Source organism: Nocardia sp. NPDC050412 (genome assembly GCF_044458825.1).
Lineage (GTDB): Bacteria > Actinomycetota > Actinomycetes > Mycobacteriales > Mycobacteriaceae > Nocardia.
In genome coordinates this window covers 238870-261782 of the sequence record NZ_JBITIJ010000011.1, presented here as the reverse complement: position 1 = coordinate 261782, position 22913 = coordinate 238870, and the positions used below count along the sequence as shown (strand labels likewise).

Sequence of the window (22913 nt, the reverse complement as noted above, 5' to 3'; positions counted from 1 at the left end):
CCCTGTACGCCATGTCGTGACCTGCACCGCGAGCTTACGGGATCAGACGATACGGATCAGGATCTCGGAGTGCCCGGCGCGGATAACATCGCCGTCGGCCAGCTGCCAGTCCTGAACCGGGGAGCCGTTGACGAGCGTGCCGTTGGTCGAACCCAGGTCCGAGAGCATCGCGGTCTGCCCGTCCCAGCGGACTTCGATGTGCCTGCGCGAAACTCCGGTATCCGGCAGCCGGAAGTGCGCGTCCTGACCGCGGCCGATGATGTTGCTGCCCTCGCGGAGCTGGTAGGTGCGGCCGCTGCCGTCGTCGAGCTGCAGCGTCGCGGAGTAGCCCGAACCGGCTTGTGCGCCACCGCCATACGCGGGCGCGGGGGCCTGGTAGCCGCCGCCCTGCGCGCCGTAGCCGGGCTGTTGCGAGTAGGCCTGACCATAGCCGCCCGGCTCCTCGGGCGCGGCGTAGCCCGGCTCGCCGTAACCCGGTTCCGCGTAGCCCTGTTCGCCGTAGCCGGCCTGCGCGTAGCCCTGCTGGCCGTAACCCGGCTGCTGACCGTAACCGCCCTGTTCGGCGTAGCCCTGTTCGCCGTAGCCGGCCTGTCCGTAGCCTTGCTGGCCATAACCCTGTTCGGCGTAGCCCTGTTCGCCGTAGCCGGCCTGTCCGTAGCCTTGCTGGCCATAGTCCTGTTCGGCGTAGCCACCCTGCTGCTGGCCGTAGCCGCCGCGCTCGCCGTAGCCCTGGCCGTACCCCGGCTCCTGATAGGCCTGCTGGCCGTAGCCCTGGCCACCCTGTTGGTAGTCGTAGCCGTTCTGGTAGTCGCCATAACCCTGTTGCGCGTCCGGCGCCTGGTAATCGGAGCCACCGCCGTAGGGCGCCCCGCCCCGGCCGTAGTCTTCGCGGTACGCACCGTTCGGCGGCCCGGACCGGCCCGCAGGCGGCGGTGCGTACCCGCGGCTGCGTGGATCGGACTCCGCGGGCTCACGGCTTGGGTCGTAGCCTGAGTTCTGCGTCATGGGGCCAGCTCCTGGTTGCGGGTGTGCAGGTCGTTGTGGCGTGGGTTCGGGGCTGCGAGCCGGGGTGGCTCTGCGGCCGATGTCGGGATCGACCCGACCGCTCGCCCTGAACTGTCCGGTGTGCAGCGTAGGTGATGCCTCGAATGCCACGTGTACTTCGCCGTAGGTCTGCCAGCCTTGCTCGCGGATGTAGTCCTGAAGGTGTTTGGCGAATGCGCGGGTGGTGAGGTCGTGGTCGGCGGCGAGTTGTTGGTGATCAGAGGTGTTGATGGTGATCACATAACTGTTGGGCGCCAACAGATGTCCGCCACCCAGATCCTGGATACTGTCGGCGGCCTCCTGCTTGAGTGCCGCTTCCACCTCCTGGGGAACGACACTGCCCCCGAAGGCTCTGGCGAACACGTCACCGACGGCGCCTTGCAGGCGACGCTCGAATCGAGAAACGATGCCCATCTCGGCCTCCCTTCGGTGAGCGTCTGTGTTGATTCATAACAACGACACGCGGATATGGCGTGTCGCGTATCGACCACGTTCATTGCATGATATCCACGATCGTCCACACCTGTAACTCCTGGAAGCCAGCCGGGGTTCCCGTGCCGGTCCGGACCGGCACCCAGTGCCGTCAACAGGCGATTTCGTGTCTCGCTGACCCGCGTGATACTGTCTCTCAGTCGCTCGGGCGAGTGGCGGAATGGCAGACGCGCTGGCTTCAGGTGCCAGTGTCCTTCGGGACGTGGGGGTTCAAGTCCCCCTTCGCCCACAGATATGCGGAAAGCCGCGGATCAGAGAATTTCTCCGGTCTGCGGCTTTTGTCGTCTGCGGGGTTCTGTCTGCATTTCCTTGTGCGGCAGTGGTTTTGACGTATCAGGCCCCATTCGGTTCCGGCGCGGCGGCCGATCCTGACCTCCCTGTCGGCGTGTTGGTCGAAACCGAGTGGGTATGCGCCCACTGTGGCCGAGTGGTCCCACTCGGCCGAGTCGCGCTAGGAGGTTGTCGTGACCAGTGACATGCAACATGCCAAGCGTCCGGTCAGCGCGATGCTGGCCGGTCCGTACGGACACCCGTTCCATCCGATCCTGGTCACCGTGCCGATCGGGGCATGGGTGGCGAGTCTGGTATTCGATATCGCTTCGCATGTGGCGGGTGACCCGCAGGCCCTCGCCCGTGGCTCGGCGTGGCTCCTCGCGGTCGGTGTGCTCGGTGCGCTGGTCGCGGCCGTGATCGGTCTGCTGGATCTGCTCGCGATCCCGACCGGCACTACGGCGTTTCGCACCGGCCTAGTCCACATGAGTCTGAATTTGATAGTGACGGTCACCTTCGCCCTCGACTTCTGGTGGCGGCAGTCCGGTCGCGGACCGGATGGCGCCGTGCCGATCGGTCAGTTGGTGTTGTCGATCATTGCCCTCGCCGTCCTCGGCGTCTCGGGTTTTCTCGGTGGCAAGCTCGCCTACCACTACGGCGTCCGGGTGGCCGACGAAACGACTCAGGCCGCCGGCTACCGACACTCGGTCCCGTCCACCGGCGTCGACTCGCTCGAATAACTGATCCCACATAGGCAAATGCCGTAAGTTTGCCGGAATTCTTTCGGCTGACCGTTTCCGAATCCGGGGAGGCGCGTCGATGGTGTGCGTGGACGCCACGGTAGAGCCGAGATATCCACTGTCGAAGGCGCAATAGGGCTGGTAGCTGGCACAGCGGCGGCATCCCGGCGTGCCGGTTACCGTCGCGAAGTATCTCGATCTGGTCGGCCCATCGAACTCGATTTGCTGGCGCGGCGGCCAACGCCGAACCAGCTATGCCCGTGGCCCGCTCCGACCACGGCGGAAAATCGAATGACAGCTCGTTCCGGCGATCCTTAGTATCGGTCGGGTGTACCGATGGTTCGTAATTACCCCGCCGCCGCGCTCCTGAGCGAGGTGTAGGACCGCGCGCCCCATCTGGTTGTGCACCTCGCTTCCGCGACCGCAATCCATTTCTGTCGCAGGAGCGCGAATGTCCACGCCGCTATCCGCGGTCAACCGATTCGGGTTGGTCTGTCTTCTCGGCGCCGGGCTGTCGGCGGGGACCGGCGGTTCAGTCGGCACCCTCCTGCACCGTGCGACCGGTCTTTCGCCGGTATCCGTCGCCGCCTGTCGGCTCGCCGTCGGCGGGCTTTTGCTGATCGCTCTCCTGACCGTGACACGGCGGCCGTTGCCACGAAATGCCTCGGCTTGGCGCAGGATCGGTGTGGTCGCGGTTCTTGTCGCGATCATTCAGGCGAGCTACTTCGGTGCGGTCGCGGCCTCGTCGGTGAGCCTTGCGACGCTGATCACCCTTGGTCTGTCCCCGGTGGTTGTCTCGCTGCTGGAACATCTGACCGGCAGGCGGGTTCTGGATCGTCGGCATGCGGCGACGATCGGAATCGCGGTGTTCGGTGTGATCCTGTTGGTCGGCGCGCCCGCCGATTACGCCGCAGTCGGTGCGATATTCGCCGGTGCGGCAATGGCATTGGTCTCCGCTTGCGCCTTCGCGACGGTCACCCTGATAAGTGCTCGTCCGGTGCCGGGCCTCGACGCGATGACCACAACGGGTTTCGCCGTCACCGGCGGCGCCGTGCTGCTGACGCCACTCGCCGCGATATCCGGACTCACCTTCGACCCGACTCCACACAGCGTCGGCCTGGTAATCGTGTTCGGCCTGATCTCGACCGCTATGGCATACACCCTGTATTTCCGCGGTCTCGCCGAAGTCGGTCCGGGCACAGCCGCAGTGCTCGCCCTCCTCGAACCCCTGAGCGGCGCGATATTGGCCGCCGCAATCCTCGGCGAACGGCTGACCCCAACCGGTCTGCTGGGGGCGGCCCTACTGACTGTGGCACTCGTCCAAACCAGCCTTCAGCCGGGGCGATGATCCGGAAAGTGACCGCCAGTGCCATCCCGGTCGCCTCGTCGACGCCGGCGGATACCGATTCCGGCGCGGTATCTGTGCGGCAACCGAATTCAGGACGGCACCGAAGGCTTCGACCGGTGAGCACGGTCGTAGTCAGTGGTCGCGGGCCGGGGCGCTGAGCTCGACGGGGCTGTTGGCGAGGAGGGTGGCGAGTTGGTGCCAGCGGCGGTGGCGGTGACGGAACATCAGGTGGACGAAGATGTGGGCTGGGGCACCGCGCAGGCCGGACTCGATTTCGATTTCGTCGGTGTAGCGGCAGCTGGATTCGGTGATCGGCTCAAAGGTGAGGCGATGGTTCCAGGTGCGGATGGGGCCGCCCCATTCGTTGGTGTAGATCTCCCGGGCATCGAGTCGCACCAGACGCAGGTGATGGCGCCAGGAGGGGATGATGCCGAACCACCAGAGACGGGCGCAACCCTCGGAGCCCGGTTCGATGTGGTCCGGGATTTGCAGTTGTGGCACCGAAAGGATCGGTGCCACAACGTATGCGAACAACTCCGACGTGCGTGCCAGTGCGCACGCCACCTCGGCGCCGATCGGCAGCTCTGTAGTTAGGGTTACCTTACTCATGTGTGAATAATGGTCCTAGGCGGCGTTGCTCGCAATAGCTGTTCACCCAACCGCAGCGCCGTAATGGTCGGCGATCTCGTCACTGGTGGTGAGCCATACGCCCGGGTGGTTCGCCACATAGTCCAAGGCCTGCGCCAGATATTTGATGCGGAAGGCCTGCCCGATGACGAACGGGTGCAGGGCAAGGGCCATGACGCGACCGGACTCCTCGTAGAGCCGGTCCAACTGGTCCTTGACGATCTGCACGAAATCCGCACCGCGCAAACCGGTTCCGAGGAACAGGCTGTTGTCGTTGAGTTCGACCGAGTACGGAACGCTGAGCAGTCCGGGCACATTGAGCCGATACGGCTGATCGTCATTGGTCCAGTCCAGTACGTAATCGAGGCCGAGTTCGGCGAGCAGTTCCGGCGTATGGAAGGTCTCGGTGAGCGCGGGGCCCATCCAGCCGTGCGGGCGGCGGCCGGTCGCGCGCTCGATGGTTTCGACGATATCGGTGAGGTAGGCGCGCTCGTCGTCGATGGACATATCGGCCTGGAAGATCGAGTTGTTCTTGCCATGTGCCAACCAGGTCCAGTTCCGCTCCCGCCCGGCGGCGATGATCTGCGGATTATGGTGTGCGACATCGGAGTTGAGCAGGGCGCTGGCGCGGATGCCGTACTTGTCCAGCGCCTGCACGATCCGCCAGATGCCGACCCGGGGACCGTAATCGCGCCAGCCGTAGTTCAGCGGATCCGGGGTGAGGGTGGCCGTGCCGGGGAAGATGCTGGTCGAGGGCCGGTCCACCTGGTAGTGCTCGATATTGAGCCCGACGTAGAACGCGACCCGAGCATCGTTGGGCCAGCGAATCGGTGCGCGGTCGACGATCGGGCTGTAGTCGAAGAGTGTGTTGTCCATGCGGCCTATGCTCGAACCATCACATACATGTGAAGGTCAAATGCGAGGTGAAATATGCGGATCGGAGAACTGTCGGAGCGCACCGGCACCTCGCGGCGGCTGCTGCGCTACTACGAGGAGCAGGGCCTCATCGTCGCCGACCGCTGCGCCAATGGCTATCGCACCTACGACGACCGCTTTGTCGACCGCGTCCTGCAGATCCGCGGCCTACTCGACGCGGGCCTGCCGACCCGTATCATCAAACAGATCCTGCCCTGCCTGGACAAGCCGCGCACCATCTACTTCCCGGACGCGACCCCGGAAATGCTGGCCACCCTGGAACGCGAACGCGACCGCATGTCCGACCGCATCAGCTGCCTGTCCCGCAACCGCGACGCCATCGCCGAATACCTCGAGGCAGTCCGTGGCAACGCCGCCTCCTGACCTCGGTTCCGCCAGAACCTGTTGACTCCTAATGAGAACCTGTTCTAATTTTTGGCATGCGTAGATTTGACGACCGCCGCGTATTGGTCACCGGAGCGGGATCGGGTATCGGGCAGGGGATCGCCCTGCGGCTGCTCGATGAGGGGGCGACGTTGGTCGCCGCCGATATCGATGCGGCGGGTCTGGAGAGCACCGCGGCGAAGGCGGGTGATGCGGCTGAGCGGCTGCGCACCGTGCAGGTGAATATCGCCGATATCGAGTCGGTGCGCACCGCGACGGGCGAGGCGGTCGAATTCCTCGGCGGTCTGGATGTGCTGGTGAACGCGGCGGGCATTCTGCGGCCCGCGCGCACCGAGGAGATGCCGCTCGAAGTGTGGAATCAGGTGATCGGGGTCAATCTGACCGGGACCTTCCTGATGACCCAGAGCGCATTGCCCGCGCTGTTGGAGTCCGGCCACGGCGTCGTGGTGAACCTCTCCTCGACCGCGGCCTTCAGCGCGGCGCCGTATCTGGCGTCGTATGCGGCGTCGAAGGGCGGGGTGAACGCCTTCACGCACGCGATCGCGCTGGAATACGCCAAGCAGGGATTGCGCGCGGTGAATATCGTGCCCGCGGGCATCACCAGTGGGATCACCACCAAGTCCATCCTCGATCAGCCGGAGGGCTTCGATCCGAAGCTGTTCTCCCGCATGACCGGCTGGCTCAACGGCGGTGCGCTCGGCAGTCCGGAGGATATCGCCGGTGTGGTCGCCATGGTCGCCTCCGATGACGGCCGCTACATGACCGGAACCGAGATCCGCATCGACGGCGGCGCCCTGATGTAGTCAGGCGGGTCGGGCGACGAGTAGATGATGCGGAATCGGTGGATTGGCAAGTTGCTTATGGTCGACGGTGCAGCCCGCGCTTTCCAGCGCGGCGATTACCTCGGCCACCGGCCGCAGCGTGAAACCGTATGCGGTGAACGGCATTTTCGCCATCGCGTCCGGATCGCCGATACCGACGACAAGACTGCCGCCGGGACGGACGACGCGCACGAGTTCGGCACAGGCGGCGGCCAGATCCGGCACGAAGTAGACGGTGTTGACGGTGATGGCGGCATCGAGGGCGTCATCGGCCAGCGGCAGATCGGTCATCGAGCCCTGCGTGAGTTGCATTCGGCCCGTACCGATTTCCTCGGCGAACTTCGGCTTCGCCCTGGCCAACATGTCCGGCGAGATCTCGAAACCGTGCACCGTCCCGTTCGCGCCGACCCGCTCGAGCAGTATCGAAAGCCCTGCGCCGCCGCCGAATCCGATATCCGCGACCGTCGCACCCGCCGCGATCCCGGCCGCATCGACCGCGCCCGCGATGGCGCGTTTATTACCACGATTGAGAATGAAGGCGAAGCCCTTGCCGAGCGTTCCGTGCGGATTGCCGAGTTGACCGGCGATCGTGGACAGCACGCGGGTCCGGATACCGTTCATGGCGGCCATAGTATCGGCCGGTATTTCGTACTCCTTGCCGCCGCCGTCCTGGCGCTCGTGCCGACCGGTACCGCCGAAGCGGCGGGCTCCTGGGGTCCGCTGGCACCGCCCAATCCGTACCTCGGGCCGCTCGGCACCTCGACCATGCACGGCGATGCCGGATCGTCGGATGCGACGCCGCTGGCCGGGCCTGGCACCGGCGGGATCTCGGTGGCCGGGTACCCGTTGGCATCGGCCTGTCCGACGCTGCTGCAGGGGGCGGACAATCTGGTCGTCGCGCTGTGCACACCCGTCATCGGCCAGACTCCGACCATCCATCTGCTCGATCCGTCCTTCGCAGGTCCGGCCGGCACGCCACTGGCTTCGCTGGAGATCGCCAAGGGCAGCCTGCTCGGCGGTGTCTACGCCTATCTCGACAATGCCGACCGCCTGGTCATCGTGGACGGTAACCGCACCCTGCTGCGCGTCGGCCATGCGCGCGACGCGACGGGCAAATGGCGGCTATCGATCGATTCGTCCACCGATCTCAGCTCGGTAATTCCGGTGGGCGACAACGTGACCGGGCTGGTGCCGGACTGGTCCGGCAATGTCTGGTTCGCCACCGGTAAAAGTGTGGTCGGGCTGGTGACGCCCGCGGGCGCGGCGGCCACCGTCGCGCTGCCAGCGGGTGAATCGCTGGCCAACAGCATCTCGTCGGCACCGAGCGGTCGGGTCGCGGTGGCCACGACGCACGCGCTGTACGAATTGCGCGCCGATGCCGCGGGGCGGCCGGAGGTGCTGTGGCGCGCGGCCTACGATCGCGGATCCGCGCGCAAGCCCGGCCAACTCAGTTGGGGTACCGGCTCAACCCCGACCTACTTCGGGCCGAGTTCGGGCGCGGAATATCTGACCATCGTCGACAATGCGGACGGACAGGTCCACGCGCTGGTCTTCGGTTCCGGCACTGGACAATTGGTGTGCTCGCAGCCGGTACTCTCCCACGGCGGTGCGGGCAGCGAGAACTCGCCGATCGGCATCGGCCGGTCGCTGTTCGTCGCCAGCACATACGGCTACCCGTATCCGACGGTCCCCGACGGCGCGGGTCCAGCGGTGCCGGCGTCCGCGCCGTTCGTCGGCGGCATGACCAGGGTCGATGTCGACGACACCGGCTGCCACACGGTGTGGGACAACACCGTCCGCAGCGCAGCCGTTCCGCATCTGTCCACCGCCGACGGTTCCATCTACACCGTGACCCGCATCGGACTCGACATCACGACCCCGCTCGACGGTTACGCCTTCACCGTCGTCGATCCCGATACCGGCGCGGTGATTTCGAATAGGCCGCTGGCCGGAACCATTGTCGACGACCCGCTGCAGACATCACCGCTTATCACGCACGACCGCAAGATCCTGCAGGGCACGATCACCGGGATCCTGCGCGTCAGCTGAAGTCGCGGGCATTCGGTCCGGTGGCCAAACCTCGCTCGACCACCGCGAGGGTCCGGTGAATCGCCTGATCCCTGGCCGCATCGTCGAGCTCGTCGAGTACCCCATCGATGATCAGCGAAGCCATGCCGTGCACCGTTGACCAGGCGGCGTATTCGGCGTCCGGTCGGTCCGCCGGGGCGAGGAAGCCGACGTCGACGAGTTCGTCCAGGAGTCCGGCCAGCAGATCGAAGGCGGGCGACGGCATCTGGTCGCCGCAGAATGCGGTTCGAAACAGTCCGGGTTCGCGCAGCGCGAAGGTGATGTAGCCCCGACCCACCGCACCGAGTCGAGTGATCGCATCAGCTTGCGGCGCCAGGCTCGCCATCGTCTCGGCCATCGCGCCGAACAGGGTCTGCTGTGCCTGTTCCTGCGCGGCGTTCAGCAACTCCTCGTGATTGGTGAAGTGCCGATAGGCCGCGGTCGGCGTGACGCCGACATGCCGTGCCGCCGCGCGCACGGTCACCGCCTCCGGACCGCCGATCTCGGCGAGTTCGGCGGCCGCGCGCACCAGGGCATTGCGCAGGTCTCCGTGGTGATACGGGCCGTCGCGAGTGGAGTGCTTCGTTGCTGCTTCCGAATCTGTCATCAGTTCGATGTTGACACCTGCACACATGGCGTGGCAAGTTAACACCCATAAAGTTTACGCATGACAACATGTCCGATCGGAGACCCGATATGTTCGAAAGACTCGGCAGCTTCGTTGTCCACCGCGCCCGCTGGATCCTGGTCGTCGGCGTGCTCGCCCTCATCGCGGGCGGTGTGGTCGGCGCTACGGCCTTCAGCAAGATGCAGCCCGGTGGCCAGGAGGATCCCAACGCCCAATCCAGTGCCGCGATAACCCAATTGGCCGATAAGTTCGGCACCGATACCGACTACGTCTTCCTGGTCGAGGCGAAGCAGGGCACGGTCGACGGCGATGCGGTTGCCGCCGTCGGCCGTGATCTGGCTCGGCGGCTCGCGGCTGACCAGCGCCTGACCAATGTCGTCTCGTATTGGGATACCGGATCCACGGCCATGCGCTCCGGTGACGGGACCGCGGCCGTTGTCCTGGCGGGCAATGTCGACAAGGACGCTACCGACAAGGAGAAGTCCGCCGCCTCGATTGTCGATACCTACCGTGGCGACGGCCCGGTCGCGCAGATCAAGGTCGGCGGCGGCACCGCGATCTTCCACTCGATTACCGAGCAGATCGGCAAGGATCTCGGTCTCGCGGAAGCCGTTGCGGTGCCGCTGATTCTGGCGCTGCTGGTGCTTGCCTTCGGCAATGTGGTCGCCGCGCTGCTCACCCTGGTGGTCGGTGGGATCGCCATCCTCGGCACCTTCACCGAACTATCCATCCTCGGGTCCGTGACCGATGTGTCGATCTACGCGGTCAATCTGACCACCGGACTCGGACTCGGGCTCGCGGTGGATTACGGGCTGCTGATGGTGAGCCGCTTCCGCGAGCGCCGCGCGGCCGGAGCCGAACCGGACGACGCGGTGATCGCGGCTGTATCGACGGCCGGGCGCACCATCGCCTTCAGTGCGGCCACCGTTGTGGCGGCCCTATCCGCATTGGTGATCTTCCCGCAGTACTTCCTACGGTCCTTCGCCTACGGTGGCATCGGCGTGGTCGCCATCTCCGCCATTGCCGCGGTGGTCGTATTGCCCGCACTGCTCGCGGTGCTCGGCACGCGGACCGATGCGTGGCGGGTGCCCGGTGTCCGCGGCATCCGCGGTGACGCGACGCCGTTCTGGGCCGCAGTGGCCGGATTCGCAATGCGTCGGCCGCTGCTGGCGGGTGTGCCGGTGGTGGCGGTGCTGCTGCTCGCTGCCGCGCCGCTATTGCATGTGCAGTTCGGGACGCCCGACGATCGGGTGCTGCCCACGAGCACCGAGGTGCGTCAGGTCGGTGACGCGATGCGCGACGATTTCGGCGGCGGAGATGTCAACGCGCTGTCGGTGATCACCGAAACCGGCGTCGCCGCAGCGCCGCTCGCGGATTACGCGCGCAATCTGTCCCGCGTCGAGCACGTCACCCAGGTCGATTCGAGTGCTGGCACATTCGTGCGCGGCGAGCTGACGGCGAGCACCCCTGCCGATGCCCGGTTCGCGCGACCGGATGCGCAGCGCCTGACCGTGCTCACCGATCTGGACCGCAATTCCTCCGCCGCCCGCGATCTGGTCGATCGAGTGCGTGACATACCAGGTCCGGCCGGGGCCAATGCGCTGGTCGGGGGGCAGGTGGCCGAACTGCGCGACAGTCTCGCATCGATCGGTGCGAAACTGCCGATCGCCATCGGGTGGATCGTGGTGACGACCTTCGTGCTGCTGTTCCTGTTCACCGGCAGCGTCGTGCAGCCGCTGCGCGCTCTGCTGTCGAATGTGTTGAGTCTGGCCGCCACGCTCGGACTGATGGTGTTCATCTTCCAGCAGGGGCACCTGTCCGGATTGATCGGATTCACCCCTGCGCCGCTGGATGTTTCGATGTTGCTGCTGCTGTTCTGCATCACCTTCGGACTGTCGATGGACTATGAGGTGTTCGTGATCAGCCGGATCAAGGAACTGCACGATCGCGGTGCGTCCACGAAGGAAGCCGTTATCGAAGGGCTGGCCCGCACCGGGCGCTTGGTGACCACCGCGGCGGCGCTGATTTCGATCAGCTTCCTGGCCTTCACCAGCAGTGATGTCCGGTTTATCCAGTTCTTCGGGCTCGGCGCGGGCCTGGCGATTCTGATCGACGCGACGCTGGTGCGTGGCGTGCTGGTGCCGGTGGCGATGCGACTGCTCGGTCGGGCCGCCTGGTACGCGCCGAAGCCGTTGCGATTGGTGCATGGGCGGGTAGGCCTGGCCGAAGCCTGAGACGTACGTCACGCGGCTCCGCATGCGTAGTGCGGGGCCGCGTTCGCTTGTCGCACTGTCGTTTTCGCCCGATTCGGCCAGGTTGGGAGCGGAAGGTGGCAGAGATCACAGAGCCGGTTATGGTTGCGGTCGTGGTGCTGACCGCGATCCGATCTCGTACTCCGGCGACCACATTTCCGCAACTGGTTAATCATGATCTTGACCGGATGTAAGTCCACCTCGAGGCGTTACGGCTAGGTGTACATCACGTTTATAACGCGGTAAACCAACCTGAAGTTTCTTTTACCTCATCCAACTGTCAGCAACCCTAATTATAGGGTAGTGAATGCGCAGGTCCGACTGGCATTCGGCGACCATTGAGGGCTCTATGTTAACAAAATAGCTAATCGCTCGAAGAATGTTTGTAGGAGACCTATGGTTTCTGGATCGTGATCTGGGATCGGCCGCCGATGGTCGGTTCGGCGGTCCGGTATAGCCCGCCAAATGACCGCCAAAAGTTTGCTGGACGGCTGAAAAATGAGGTACTCACCAGGGTTTGCTGGAGCGCTGCTTTATACGCCTGACCTCGGCGGGGAGGGTTGCGTCGGGATAACGATTGTGTAGAGTTGACGGTAACGCTGGCCGCAGCTGAGCTGGACTCGCTGCGGCCAGCGGAACTCAATTGGGGGACTTCCGAACTGATCCGTAACGTAGCGTTGCTACTGATTCCCCGGACCCATTTCACTCACCGTGTGCTCGGCGTTGTCTGCCAGCGCTTCGCGGAATCCTCCTCAGCGCCACCGAATCCCAATGCAGCCGCGGCTCGGGCATCCTGCTCGAGTGCGGCCCGGCGACCCACCACGAACACGTAGCCGAGAAACAGTGCCTCCGCGATGAATCCGATGCCGACCTTCACCGGTACCGGCAGCGAACTCGGTGTCACGAAACCCTCCAGCAGCCCGCAGGCCAGCAGCACCGCGACCAGACCGAGCGCGACCGTCGCGGTGGCCCGGCCCTGGCGCGCGACCGCCTCCAGCCGACTCGACCGCCCGGGATCGATCAGCGTCCAGCCCAGCTTCAGGCCGACTCCGCCCGCCACGAAGATCGCGGTCAGCTCGAGCGTGCCGTGCGGCAGGATGAATCCGAAGAACGAATCGATCCGACCGGCATCGGCCATCAACCCGCCGGTCACCGCCGTATTGAGTGCATTCCCGAACAGCAGGTACACCGCAGGCAGGATCAGCACCCCGGTGAACAGCACCATCGCGGTCACCCAGGCGTTATTGGTCCACACCTGCGCGGCGAACGCGTCGTGTGGATGTTCGGAGTAGTACGTCTCGAATTCACCGCCGGGTGCGGTGAGCCAGTCGTTGTCATCGGAGATGCCGAACAGATCGCGGGCCGAACCGGATCCGGCAATCCAGACCGCCAGACCGGTGGCGACGATGATGAAGACCGCCGCCACCGCGACCCACCACGGCCACGCCCGATACAGCGTCGCGGGGAAGCGATGGGTGAAGAAGCGGCCGACTTGGCTCCACGCATCCCCCTTGGTGCCGAGCACTCGGCCGCGCGCCTTGGTCAGCAGTGCGCTGAGTCCGGCGATGAGTTCCGGATCCGGACTGCGCGATTGCAGCCGCGCCAACTGCTGTGAGGTGCGCCGGTACAGCGCGACCAGTTCGTCGGCCTCCGTGCCACTGAGCTTGCGTCGGCCGGCCAGATACGCCAGTCGATCCCATGCCCCCCGCTGCGCGTAGCTGTACGCATCTACGTCCATTGGTTGCCTCCCATACCGCCGGTCGGAAGAATGCTATCGACATGGCTGAATTCACCACCGGCGAAGCGGTCGCACTCCAGCTGCCGATCGCGCGGATCCCGACCAGGGCCACCGCGTTCCTCTTGGACGTGCTGGTGCAATTCATGCTGGGCAGCACGCTGATGCTCGGCCTCAGCATGGCACTGCTGTACTTCGGCGCCGACTCCGCCTGGTACGGCGCCGCGGCGATCACCACGATCGTCGGGACGCTGGTCGGCTATCCGGTGGTCTGCGAAACCCTCCTGCGCGGACGTACCGTCGGAAAGCTCGCGCTCGGGCTGCGGGTGGTGCGGGGCGACGGCGGACCGATTGATTTCCGCCATGCCCTGACGCGGGGTCTGGCGGGTGTGATCGTCGACTTCTGGATGTTGGGCGCATTCGGTGCGGTCGGGGTGATCACCTCGATGTGCTCGCCGAATGCGCGCCGGGTCGGCGATGTGCTCGCGGGCACCGTTGTCGTGCACGGTCAGCGCCGCGTGCCCTACCCGCTGCTGGCCGTCGCACCGCCCTGGCTCATCGCCTGGTCCGGCCAGTTGGACCTGTCCGGCATCACCGAGGATCTCGCACTCGCGATACGTCAGTACCTGTCGCGCATCAATACCCTCACCCCTGCCGCCCAAGCGAACCTCGGCCACACCCTGCTCCTCGCCGTCTGTGACCGCATGCAAATCCCGGTACCCGCCGGGTACCCGCCTGTGCAGATCCTCGGCGCGGTCATCGCCGAACGCCAACGCCGCACCCTCGCCCCGATCATCACACCGATGGTGATGGCGGGTCCGCGGCCGATGCCGATCGCCCGCGCGAGCTGAGCCTCGTCGAATCTTTCTCGGCAATACGGTCATTCGGCCGTAACTCGAGCTGGACACGATGTCGACGCAGGACGCCGCGCTGAGGGGAAGATCGACCCGCTGGCGGCACCCCACAACGGGAGATCGCGATCAGGTACGGATGATGCCGTTGTCCCGGATCGATATCGATGCCAAGGCGGCGTCGGGCCCGCCGAGCGATCTTGGAGTCACATAGTGCCGGACTGTTTGAGCTCCAAGTATTCGTCGGCCAAGGCTTCTGGGAGACGTTCCGGAGATGCCGCGACGACGGCAATGCCCATGCGGCGCAGGGATTCCTGGACCAGGGCGCGTTCGGCGATCAGGGATTCGGCGGCGGCAGCCGGATAGAGGTCGGCGAGGGTGTCGCGTTTGGCGGCGGCCGCAGCGACGTCAGGGTCGGTGACCGAGACGATCAGGACGCGATGGCGTTGGGCGAGGGTCGGCAGGACCGGCAGCAGGTTCTCTTCGACGGCAGCCCCATCCAGACTGGTGAACCAGACGACCAGGCTGCGTCGGCGAGCACGTTGAATGGCGGCGCGCACCAGGCCCGCGCTGTCGGTATCGACCAGCGCTGGGGTGACGCCCGCCATGGCGTGCATGAGCTTCAGTTGCAGGCGGCGGCCACCGACACCGCGGACCTCGGTGCGGACTCGGCGGTCGTAGGCGAGCAGATCCACCGAATCGCCTGCGGCCGCGGCCAATCCGCCGAGCAGCAGCGCGGCCTCGATACTCGCGTCCAGACGGGTACCCGTACCGACGCGACCCGCGCTGATGCGGCCGGTATCGAGCATCATCAGCATGTGCCGGTTGCGTTCCGGACGCCAGGTCCGTACCAGCACATCGGTAGCGCGGGCGGTGGCGCGCCAGTCGATGGCTCGCACATCGTCACCGGCGACATACTCGCGGAAGGAATCGAATTCGGTACCCTGACCACGCATATTCGCGACATTGCGGCCCTCGAGATGTTGCAGCCGTTTGACTTTCGAGCGCAGCAGCCGTTCGCTGCGAAATTCGGGCAGCGCGCGGACCCGCGCGGGCACGGTGTGGCGGCTCTGCCATCCGGCCATGCCGAGCAGGCCGAACAATCGGACCGTCACCGGACCGGCGACTCGATCGCCGCGGTAGGTCGGGGTCAATGTGGTTTGCACTCGCATGCGGGTATTCGGTGGCAGATCCAGGCGGTGCGTGCGGGTTTCGGCGCGGGCACTGCCGGGCCAGTCGTCCCACAGCCGCCCGCGAGCGGTTCTGGTTCCGTTGTTCACCACGCCGAGTTCCACTTCGGCGCTGCGCCCGAGCCGGATCACGGTCAACGATTCCCTGGTCAGCATGAGGTCGCGTGCTCGCGCCACCGTGCCCAGGTCGAAAAGAACAAGGGCGGCGAGCACACTCGTCATCAAGACGACACCGAGCCACGACGGCATGACGAAGCAGACGAACAGCGCGAGCACCGCCGCCGTCAGGGCGAGCCGACCGGTAACGACCACGAGCTACACCGGAACCGGAACCGAAAGCAGCAGCGACGACATGACACCCTCGGTCGTCACACCGTCCAACTCGGCCTCGGGCCGCAGCTGCAGCCGATGCCGAAGCACCGCGACCGCAACCGATTTCACATCGTCCGGGGTCACGAACCCGCGCCCGTTCAGCCAGGCGAAGGCGCGCGAGGCCGCCATCAAAGCGGTCGCGCCGCGGGTGGACGCACCGTGTTGGACCGCCGGGGAGTTGCGGGTGGCCCGGCAGATATCCACCGTATAGGCGAGCACCTCCGGACTGATGGTGACCCGGGTGATCGCCGCCCGCGCCGCGGCGATATGCGCCGCGCCCGCGACCGGACGCAGACCGGCCGCGGTCAGATCGCGCGGATCGAAGCCGCCCGCATGCCGCTGCAGAATGCGGAATTCGTCATCGCGACCGGGCAATTGGATATCGACCTTGAACAGGAACCGGTCCAGCTGCGCCTCCGGCAGCGGATAGGTGCCCTCCTGCTCGATCGGGTTCTGGGTAGCGACCACGACGAATGGGTCCGGCAGTGGCTGCGGCTTTCCGTCCACCGAAACCTGACGCTCCTCCATCGATTCCAGCAGCGCCGATTGGGTTTTCGGGGGCGTCCGGTTGATCTCGTCGGCGAGCAGCAGATTGGTGAAGACCGGGCCGTGCCGGAAGGTGAATTCGGTGGTGTGCGGATCGTAGATCTGCGAACCGGTCACATCGCCCGGCATCAGGTCCGGGGTGAACTGGACCCTGGCGTGCTCGAGGTCCAGGGCCGTCGCGAGCGCACGGACCAACAGCGTCTTCGCCACGCCGGGAACGCCTTCCAGCAGCACATGGCCACGGCAGAGCAGTGCGAGCACCAGGTACATGATCGCGTTATCGTTGCCGATCACCGCCTTGCCGATCTCGGCACGCAGTGCGGCGAATGCGGCGCCCGCCTCCTCGGCGGTCGGGGTGTGGTTGGTGTCCGTGCTGGTCATCCGACCTCTGCCTCTATCCATTCGAGTTGTGTTGCAACGAGTTGCAGGGTGCTCGCATCGGGCACCGGTCCGTACAGTGCAGGGCCGACCATGGACGGATCGGCTCGGGTACGCGCGGCGACGGTCGCGACCAGCCGCTCCGGCGTGACATCGGTGCCGACGCCGAGCATCGGCCGGATGCGGCGCAGGGTGGCTGCGCGCAGTCGGACGGCCACATGTTCGTAGTCCTTCGACCGGCGATAGAGCGCTGCCTGGCCGCCGAGTAGTTCGTTCGCGGCCACCTCCACCGGTCGCGGTTCACCGACCAGCGCACCGCGACGACGCGCCCGCCACCACACCAGCACCGCCGCGGCGATGAGGAATTGCAGGCCGCCGAAGGCGACCGGTGCGGGCAGCCGGCCGAATATGGAGTCCTGGCCCGCACCGAAGCCGGAGTCGTCGCGGTTGTCATCCGGCGGCTGCTCGGGCGGTTTGGGTGGCGGAATATCCGGTGGTGTCGGCTTATGTGGCGCGGGCGCCGCACACGAATTCAGCACCGCGTACAGCAGCACTACCAGCGCGATGGCGGCGAGCACCGCGGCCCAGAATTTCGGGTTGCGCAGTAGATCGGGCAGCGGTGGAAGTTGTCTGCGGGTCTTGGTTTTCTCGGTTATCGTCGCCTCGACCGGTTCCGGTGCGGGCGGTGGGGCGCTGCGCGAGTAGCGGTCGGCGTATTCGAGGCGGCGGTATTCGTCCTCGGTGGCGCGGCGGCCGCCGTAGACGACCTCGTCGAAACTGTGTGCGGCCGGATGTAATTCGCTCGCATCCTCGAGTGGCAGCGCGGTGGTCGCGTCGTCAGCGGTTTCCCGCGCGGTTCGCGAGCGGCGGACCTCCAGCATGCCGCGCTGTTCCAGTCCGCGCAGTACCGCGCGGAACCGCTCGCGTAGTGCGGTATCGAAATCCCGGTGCAGTGCGGCGCTTTCGGCGGCGTCGCGGTGGGCGTCGGCGGGTCCGAGTCGTGGCGGGGCCGGGGCCGCGGGCTCGTTCGAGGTGGGTTCTGTCATCGCTTATCCGTCCCGGGGACCCGGATATCGAGCCCTTCGCGACGGCACCGGCGATCCACATACGAGACCACCCGCGTCGCCGATTCGACCACCTCGCCGAAGGCGATGATCAACAATGCGCACGTCGAAAGCAGGACGATGATCTGCCAGCGATGGGTGCCGGTGAAATCCGAGAGGTACCACGGAATGCCGAGCAGCGGTACGGCGACGAGGACGACCAGTGCGCGGCACGTGAACCACAATCCGGTTATCGACGACTGCGCGCCCTGGACGAGCAGTTTCGAGCGTGCGACCGCCCCGGCGTGCGTGGTCCGTTCGACGAAGATCACCGGCACCGCGACGAAGCGTCCGGCCCGCAGATAGCCCAGCCAGATCAGCGCGAACGGATACGTGATGATCAGCAGGCTGCCGAGGATGAGCACGCCGATACCGACCAGCGTGAACAGCACGTGGAAGACCAACAGCGGACCGCCGACCGCACCCACCCGGCCCAGCGCCGTGCGCCAGCCGATCGGTGATCCAGCGACCGTCGCGAGGCCGAGCGCGACCGTCATCCCGCGCAGCAAAAACCGGAGCAACCATGCGGCGGCCGCCGTCGTCAGGATGGCCGCCCATGCGGTGCCCGCGTCGGAGCCGTCGGTCAGATGGGAGATTGCGCCGGTGACCGCGACGACCAGCAGTTCGGCGAGGACGAGTCCGATCGCGGTCGTGCATGCCAGCACGATGACATTCGCCTGGATCAGCGCGAACGGCTCGTCGAGCAGTTCGCGGAAGCTCAGTGGGCGGATCGGCACCGTCGTTCCAGGGGAGGTTGGCACCGGATCATTCCCCGCCCCGACGGCACCGGCCGGCTCGGCGGCTGGTAGCACGCGGCCGAGTCTAGCCGCCGGGGACCCGCCGGGCTGGCCGCAACATAGGGGGTCAACGCTCGAGCAGTCGGTCGACGACTTTTCGGTACCGCTTCGGGTCGACCGGTGGGAAGCCCAGCAGTGCGCGCAGGTACACACCGTCGCCGACCAAACGGATGATGTCGGCTCGCACCGGATCGTCGATGTCGATGTCCAGGCTGTCCGACCAGCTGTCCATCATGTCCGACAGCGCCTGCTGCACCTCGTCGGCTGCCGGGCCGGAGTTGGCGTCGACGGTGCGCATGGCCGCGACCATCGAACGGTAGAGCGCCAATTCGAGCGCGTCCGCGGCATTGTCCGGATTCGGGGTCTGCAGATACCACTCGGCGACGGATGAGCCCTTGGCGACGGCGGCGCCGAGTTGTTGTTCGGCGCGTTCGTTCAGCCGGTGCACCAGGCCTGCGAGTAGGGCGTCCTTGCTCTTGAAGTGGTAGAGCAGGCCACCCTTGGAGACCCCGGCGGTCGCGGCCACATTCTCCAGGGTCACCTGGGACATGCCCTTTTCCAGCAGCAGGGTCTCGAGCGCGTCCAGGATCCGGTCGCGGGTGTTTGCGGTCACTCCGGTCACTATACCGGCTGGACGGTAAGGTCGGTGTACTGTACCGTCTGGACGGTAATAAGACCGAACGATGGCAGTCGAGAAGGCGATGACCACACAGATCGAGAAGGACAACGGACACGTGCCGCCGCGCGCCACGGCGCGTGATTGGGCCGGTCTGGTGGTGCTGGCATTGGCCCTGCTGTTGCTCGCCGTCGACGCGACCGTGCTCGACCTCGCGGTGCCCGCGATCAGCGCGGAACTGGCGCCGACCACACCGCAGCTGCTGTGGATCATCGACGTGTACTCGTTCGTGCTGGCCGGACTGCTCGTCGTAATGGGCAATCTGGGTGACCGGATCGGACGGCGCAGGTTGCTGCTGATCGGCGCTGTCGGATTCGGTCTCGCGTCGTTGCTCGCCGCCTGGTCGGTCAATCCGGAAATGCTCATCACCGCACGGGTACTGCAGGGTGTCGCCGGTGCGACTCTCATGCCCGCGACGCTGGGACTGATCCGGTCGATGTTCCTGGATCCGCGACAGCGCACCGTCGCCATTTCGGTCTGGGCGGCGATGGCCGGTGGCGGTGCGGCGGCCGGTCCACTGCTCGGCGGCTGGCTGCTCGAGCACTACTGGTGGGGTTCGGTATTCCTGGTGAATCTGCCGGTCATGCTGGTGCTGCTCGCGGTGGGGCCGGTGCTCGTTCCGGAATCCCGTGACCCCAAGCCCGGCCGCTTCGATCCGGTGAGTGCGGTGCTGTCAATGCTGGCCCTGGTGCCGGCGGTGTACGCCGTCAAGGAGGCCGCGGCGCACGGTATGAGCCTGCGGCTCTTGGTAATCGGTGCGATCGGTGTGCTCGCCGGTGCGCTGTTCGTGCGCAGGCAGCGCGGACTCGCGCATCCGATGCTCGATCTGAAGCTGTTCGCATTGCCCGGATTCCGAACCGCGGTGCTGACCAATCTGCTCGCGGTATTCGCGCTGGCCGGTGTGCTGTTCTCCGGTTCGCAGTATCTGCAGTTGGTGCTGGGGCAGTCGCCGATGCAGGCCGGACTGCTCCTGCTGCCCGGTCTCGCGGCCAGCGTATTCGCTTCGCTGGCGGCGGCGTGGTTGGTTCGGGTGCTGCGTCCGGGATCGGTGCTCGGTGGTGCGCTGGTGCTTGCCGCGGTGGGTTCGGTGCTGTTGCTGTGGCTGAGCCCGGATGCGGCGACCAGTACGTTGCCGTTCGTCCTCGGGTTCCTGTTCATCGGGGCAGGCGTCGGTGTGGCGCTGACGGTTTCGTCGGATCTGGTCGTGAGTTCGGCTCCGGCGCAGCGGGCCGGCGCGGCCGCGGCGGTTTCGGAGACCGCCTACGAGATCGGCATCGCACTCGGTGTCGCCGTCCTCGGCAGCGTGACCATGGCGGTGTTCCGTGCTGGGCTCGACCTGTCCGAAGTGCCGAGCGCGCAGGCCGGTGCGGCGTCGGAATCCCTCGGCGGTGCTACCGAATTCGCTCGTCAGCTACCGCAGTCGGTGGCCGATGGATTTCTGACCTCGGTGCACGAGGCATTCGTCTCGGGTGTGCATACGGCCGCCGTTGGTACCGCCGTGGTGCTTTTGATCGCCGCTGTGGTCGCCTTGCGGCTGCGGACGGCTCATGCGTAACGGCATATCTCGGTGAAGATTTCGCCCCTGTTCCGTATCCGGAGCGGGGGCGAAGTCATTTTAGATACCAATCGGTCTGAATTTGCTTGGTGCGCACCCGGCCGTGCGCTCGTATCGTATTGTCTCGAAATTACGATGCTGACCTGCGACTTCACTAGATCACCGGGATATCTGTCCGGTTCGGAACAGTTGTCCGGTTCCGTGTTGAAGCCCGGTAGCGGGTAATCGGTGCGGATACGGGTGTGCTGTGCCGACCGGCTAATCCAGTCGCGGCCGTCCCAATCCGGTCGGTGTGACACGGCCGCGGAGGGTGACGGATTCGCCGAGCTGCCAATGCATCGCCTCGGACGAATCGGCGGCGGCGATGGTGGATGCCGAGGTGAGCAGGCGACCGGGATCGGTTTTGGCGAGTTCGCAGAGGCGGGCGGCCTCGTTGACCGCATCACCGATGACGGTGAATTCGTAGCGTTGGTGCGCGCCGACATTGCCCGCGACGACGCGGCCCGCGGCAACGCCGATGGCGGCGGTGAAATCGGACGCCTTTGCGGTCAAGCGGTTTCGGATGGCGCGGGCACAGGCCAGGGCTGCGCCCGCCGCGTCGTCGAGCGGTGCCGGCGTACCGAAGACGGCGAGCGCGGCGTCGCCCTCGAATTTGTTGAGCAGGCCGCCGCACCCTTCGACCTCGTCGACCACGATCTCGAAGAAGCTGTTCAGAATGGCGACGATTTCGGTGGCGGGATGGGTGGCGGTCATGGTCGTCGAGCCGATGATGTCGATGAACAGCACCGCCGCCTCGCACTCCACACCGCCGAGATTCGGCTCGCGCTCGAGCGCCGCCTCGGCGACCTCGTGGCCGACATGTCGACCGAACAGGTCCCTGATCTGTTCGCGCTCACGCAGTCCCGCGACCATGCGATTGAATCCGCTTTGCAGCTCACCCAATTCGGTGCCGTCGTACACCGTGACAGCGACATCGAGATCGCCGTCCTCTACTTGACGCAGTGCGCGCCGCACACCACGAATGGGTGCGACCGTCGCCGAAAGCGTCTGCGCCATCAGCAATAGACCGAAGCACAACCCGGCCCCGCCGAGCGCGAGCATGCACACCGCCAGTCGCGCCGTGCTGATGTTGTCCATGGCCAGCGCCATGAGGGCGAGCACCATGGAGCCCGCGACCGGTACCGCGGAACCGAGCGTCCAGGCCAGAATCGAGCGGCCGAAGACGCCGATCCCGCGCCGCTGTCGGGAGACCGCGGCTTCGAGGACTCGCGCGGTCGCGGGTCGCAGTGCGAACTCGATGATCAGATAACTATTGGCGGACACCACGATTGCGCTGATCCCGATGCCGAAGACGATCTTCGGAATCAGCGCCGGATCCGACAATCCGTACAGCGTGGTCAGCAGCGTCATCCCGCCCAGCCACAGCACCGCCTGGCACCCTACGAGCAGCATCGGCACTCGCGTCGCGGCGACCTGCTCCGCCTCGTTCGGCACCTGATCCGGGTCGATGGCCCAGCGCAACGCCCGCAGCCCGCGCGTCGTGCCCCACCACATCCCGATCAGCAGCGCCAGCACCCCATACAGCGGCGTCGCAACAAAATTGAGCAGCACCAACCGCCTGGTGAACACCGTCGGCCCGGGCAATACGAAGCCGATCAATGCGATCGAGACAGTGATACCGGTGACATTCGCAATCAACAACGGCACCGTCAACAACAACTGAACCCGAACCCGCCGCTTCCCAGCCGACTCCGCCGCCGACCCGAGCAGCCGCGACCCCCAAGGGGCAGCCCCAGCATCCGGCACGGTCGGCAAGTCACTGTCGGGCATGCGTTGCAGACTATGCGCCCCACCTGCAGCCAGCGCTGCCCGCATCGCCGCCGACCGATGTCCGGCACCCCTCCCGCATGCGTCGAGCAATGCCGCGGTGCATCAGGTGTGGCCGCGTGGCGCATCGCGTCGTGCGGCGGCGCTCAGTTGGTGGGCGGCAGTTCCTCGGGTCGCTGAGTGAGTTTCGCCAGCAGCGGGGCATCGCGTCGTGCGCGGTCGAGCAATGCTGTGATGCATCAGGTGTGGCCGCGTGGCGCGTCGCGTCGTGCGG

Annotated in this window: 20 protein-coding genes and 1 tRNA gene; 9 read left to right on the top strand and 12 right to left on the bottom strand. The window is 66.1% G+C overall.

Annotated elements, in window-relative coordinates:
• Nucleotides 1–42: 42 nt before the first annotated feature.
• Nucleotides 43–1458 carry a DUF3662 and FHA domain-containing protein gene (locus ACIBI6_RS29185; RefSeq protein ID WP_364350843.1) on the bottom strand — a complete coding sequence of 472 codons (1416 nt, stop codon included), beginning with the start codon at nt 1456–1458 and terminating at the stop codon, nt 43–45.
• Nucleotides 1459–1682: 224 nt separating this feature from the next.
• Here ACIBI6_RS29185 and ACIBI6_RS29180 point away from each other — a divergent pair.
• From ACIBI6_RS29180 to ACIBI6_RS29170, 3 genes are all read left to right on the top strand, one after another.
• Nucleotides 1683–1765, top strand: a tRNA-Leu gene (locus ACIBI6_RS29180).
• A gap of 235 nt (nt 1766–2000) precedes the next feature.
• Nucleotides 2001–2546, top strand: a complete 546-nt coding sequence (locus ACIBI6_RS29175; protein WP_396958478.1) for a DUF2231 domain-containing protein — start codon at nt 2001–2003, stop codon at nt 2544–2546.
• A gap of 451 nt (nt 2547–2997) precedes the next feature.
• Nucleotides 2998–3894, top strand: coding sequence for a DMT family transporter (locus ACIBI6_RS29170; RefSeq protein ID WP_396958477.1), 897 nt, complete (start codon nt 2998–3000; stop codon nt 3892–3894).
• Nucleotides 3895–4026: 132 nt separating this feature from the next.
• Here ACIBI6_RS29170 and ACIBI6_RS29165 read toward each other — a convergent pair whose 3' ends face one another.
• A complete protein-coding gene (locus ACIBI6_RS29165; protein ID WP_396958476.1) occupies nt 4027–4503 on the bottom strand; it encodes a hypothetical protein in 477 nt (158 codons plus the stop codon).
• 42 nt (nt 4504–4545) lie between these two features.
• A complete protein-coding gene (locus ACIBI6_RS29160) occupies nt 4546–5397 on the bottom strand; it encodes a polysaccharide deacetylase family protein (RefSeq protein WP_396958474.1) in 852 nt (283 codons plus the stop codon).
• Nucleotides 5398–5451: 54 nt separating this feature from the next.
• Between ACIBI6_RS29160 and ACIBI6_RS29155 the strand changes: the two genes are divergently transcribed.
• Complete coding sequence (locus ACIBI6_RS29155; RefSeq protein WP_396958473.1) at nt 5452–5820, top strand: MerR family transcriptional regulator; 369 nt, start codon at nt 5452–5454, stop codon at nt 5818–5820.
• A gap of 56 nt (nt 5821–5876) precedes the next feature.
• Complete coding sequence (locus tag ACIBI6_RS29150) at nt 5877–6644, top strand: SDR family NAD(P)-dependent oxidoreductase (RefSeq protein ID WP_364350861.1); 768 nt, start codon at nt 5877–5879, stop codon at nt 6642–6644.
• On the opposite strand, the gene ACIBI6_RS29145 is transcribed toward ACIBI6_RS29150, so the two are convergent.
• The gene (locus tag ACIBI6_RS29145; protein ID WP_396958471.1) at nt 6645–7283 is read right to left on the bottom strand and encodes a class I SAM-dependent methyltransferase; all 639 of its coding nucleotides are present in this window, start codon (nt 7281–7283) and stop codon (nt 6645–6647) included.
• A 12-nt stretch (nt 7284–7295) separates the two neighbouring features.
• On the opposite strand from ACIBI6_RS29145, the gene ACIBI6_RS29140 reads away from it, so the two are divergent.
• Nucleotides 7296–8711: a hypothetical protein gene (locus ACIBI6_RS29140; protein WP_396958529.1), complete on the top strand. Its 1416-nt coding sequence runs from the start codon at nt 7296–7298 to the stop codon at nt 8709–8711.
• On the opposite strand, the gene ACIBI6_RS29135 is transcribed toward ACIBI6_RS29140, so the two are convergent.
• A complete protein-coding gene (locus ACIBI6_RS29135; protein WP_364350867.1) occupies nt 8704–9336 on the bottom strand; it encodes a TetR/AcrR family transcriptional regulator in 633 nt (210 codons plus the stop codon). The genes ACIBI6_RS29140 and ACIBI6_RS29135 overlap by 8 nt on opposite strands.
• An 89-nt stretch (nt 9337–9425) precedes the next feature.
• Between ACIBI6_RS29135 and ACIBI6_RS29130 the strand changes: the two genes are divergently transcribed.
• Complete coding sequence (locus ACIBI6_RS29130; RefSeq protein WP_396958469.1) at nt 9426–11591, top strand: MMPL family transporter; 2166 nt, start codon at nt 9426–9428, stop codon at nt 11589–11591.
• 724 nt (nt 11592–12315) lie between these two features.
• On the opposite strand, the gene ACIBI6_RS29125 is transcribed toward ACIBI6_RS29130, so the two are convergent.
• Nucleotides 12316–13347: a stage II sporulation protein M gene (locus ACIBI6_RS29125; RefSeq protein ID WP_364350873.1), complete on the bottom strand. Its 1032-nt coding sequence runs from the start codon at nt 13345–13347 to the stop codon at nt 12316–12318.
• A gap of 41 nt (nt 13348–13388) precedes the next feature.
• On the opposite strand from ACIBI6_RS29125, the gene ACIBI6_RS29120 reads away from it, so the two are divergent.
• On the top strand, nt 13389–14195 hold the full coding sequence (locus ACIBI6_RS29120) for an RDD family protein (protein ID WP_364350876.1): 807 nt from the start codon (nt 13389–13391) through the stop codon (nt 14193–14195).
• A gap of 206 nt (nt 14196–14401) precedes the next feature.
• Here ACIBI6_RS29120 and ACIBI6_RS29115 read toward each other — a convergent pair whose 3' ends face one another.
• From ACIBI6_RS29115 to ACIBI6_RS29095, 5 genes are all read right to left on the bottom strand, one after another.
• The gene (locus ACIBI6_RS29115) at nt 14402–15697 is read right to left on the bottom strand and encodes a DUF58 domain-containing protein (RefSeq protein WP_396958468.1); all 1296 of its coding nucleotides are present in this window, start codon (nt 15695–15697) and stop codon (nt 14402–14404) included.
• 3 nt (nt 15698–15700) lie between these two features.
• Nucleotides 15701–16684, bottom strand: coding sequence for a MoxR family ATPase (locus ACIBI6_RS29110; protein ID WP_364350882.1), 984 nt, complete (start codon nt 16682–16684; stop codon nt 15701–15703).
• Nucleotides 16681–17727: a DUF4129 domain-containing protein gene (locus ACIBI6_RS29105; RefSeq protein WP_396958467.1), complete on the bottom strand. Its 1047-nt coding sequence runs from the start codon at nt 17725–17727 to the stop codon at nt 16681–16683. Before ACIBI6_RS29105 ends, ACIBI6_RS29110 begins: the two co-directional genes overlap by 4 nt.
• Complete coding sequence (locus ACIBI6_RS29100) at nt 17724–18545, bottom strand: hypothetical protein (RefSeq protein ID WP_364350888.1); 822 nt, start codon at nt 18543–18545, stop codon at nt 17724–17726. Before ACIBI6_RS29100 ends, ACIBI6_RS29105 begins: the two co-directional genes overlap by 4 nt.
• A 103-nt stretch (nt 18546–18648) precedes the next feature.
• Nucleotides 18649–19194, bottom strand: coding sequence for a TetR/AcrR family transcriptional regulator (locus ACIBI6_RS29095; RefSeq protein WP_396958465.1), 546 nt, complete (start codon nt 19192–19194; stop codon nt 18649–18651).
• Nucleotides 19195–19282: 88 nt separating this feature from the next.
• On the opposite strand from ACIBI6_RS29095, the gene ACIBI6_RS29090 reads away from it, so the two are divergent.
• Nucleotides 19283–20812 carry an MFS transporter gene (locus tag ACIBI6_RS29090; protein ID WP_364351130.1) on the top strand — a complete coding sequence of 510 codons (1530 nt, stop codon included), beginning with the start codon at nt 19283–19285 and terminating at the stop codon, nt 20810–20812.
• Between the two features lie 258 nt (nt 20813–21070).
• Here ACIBI6_RS29090 and ACIBI6_RS29085 read toward each other — a convergent pair whose 3' ends face one another.
• Nucleotides 21071–22642, bottom strand: a complete 1572-nt coding sequence (locus ACIBI6_RS29085) for an adenylate/guanylate cyclase domain-containing protein (protein WP_364350894.1) — start codon at nt 22640–22642, stop codon at nt 21071–21073.
• Nucleotides 22643–22913: the final 271 nt, after the last annotated feature.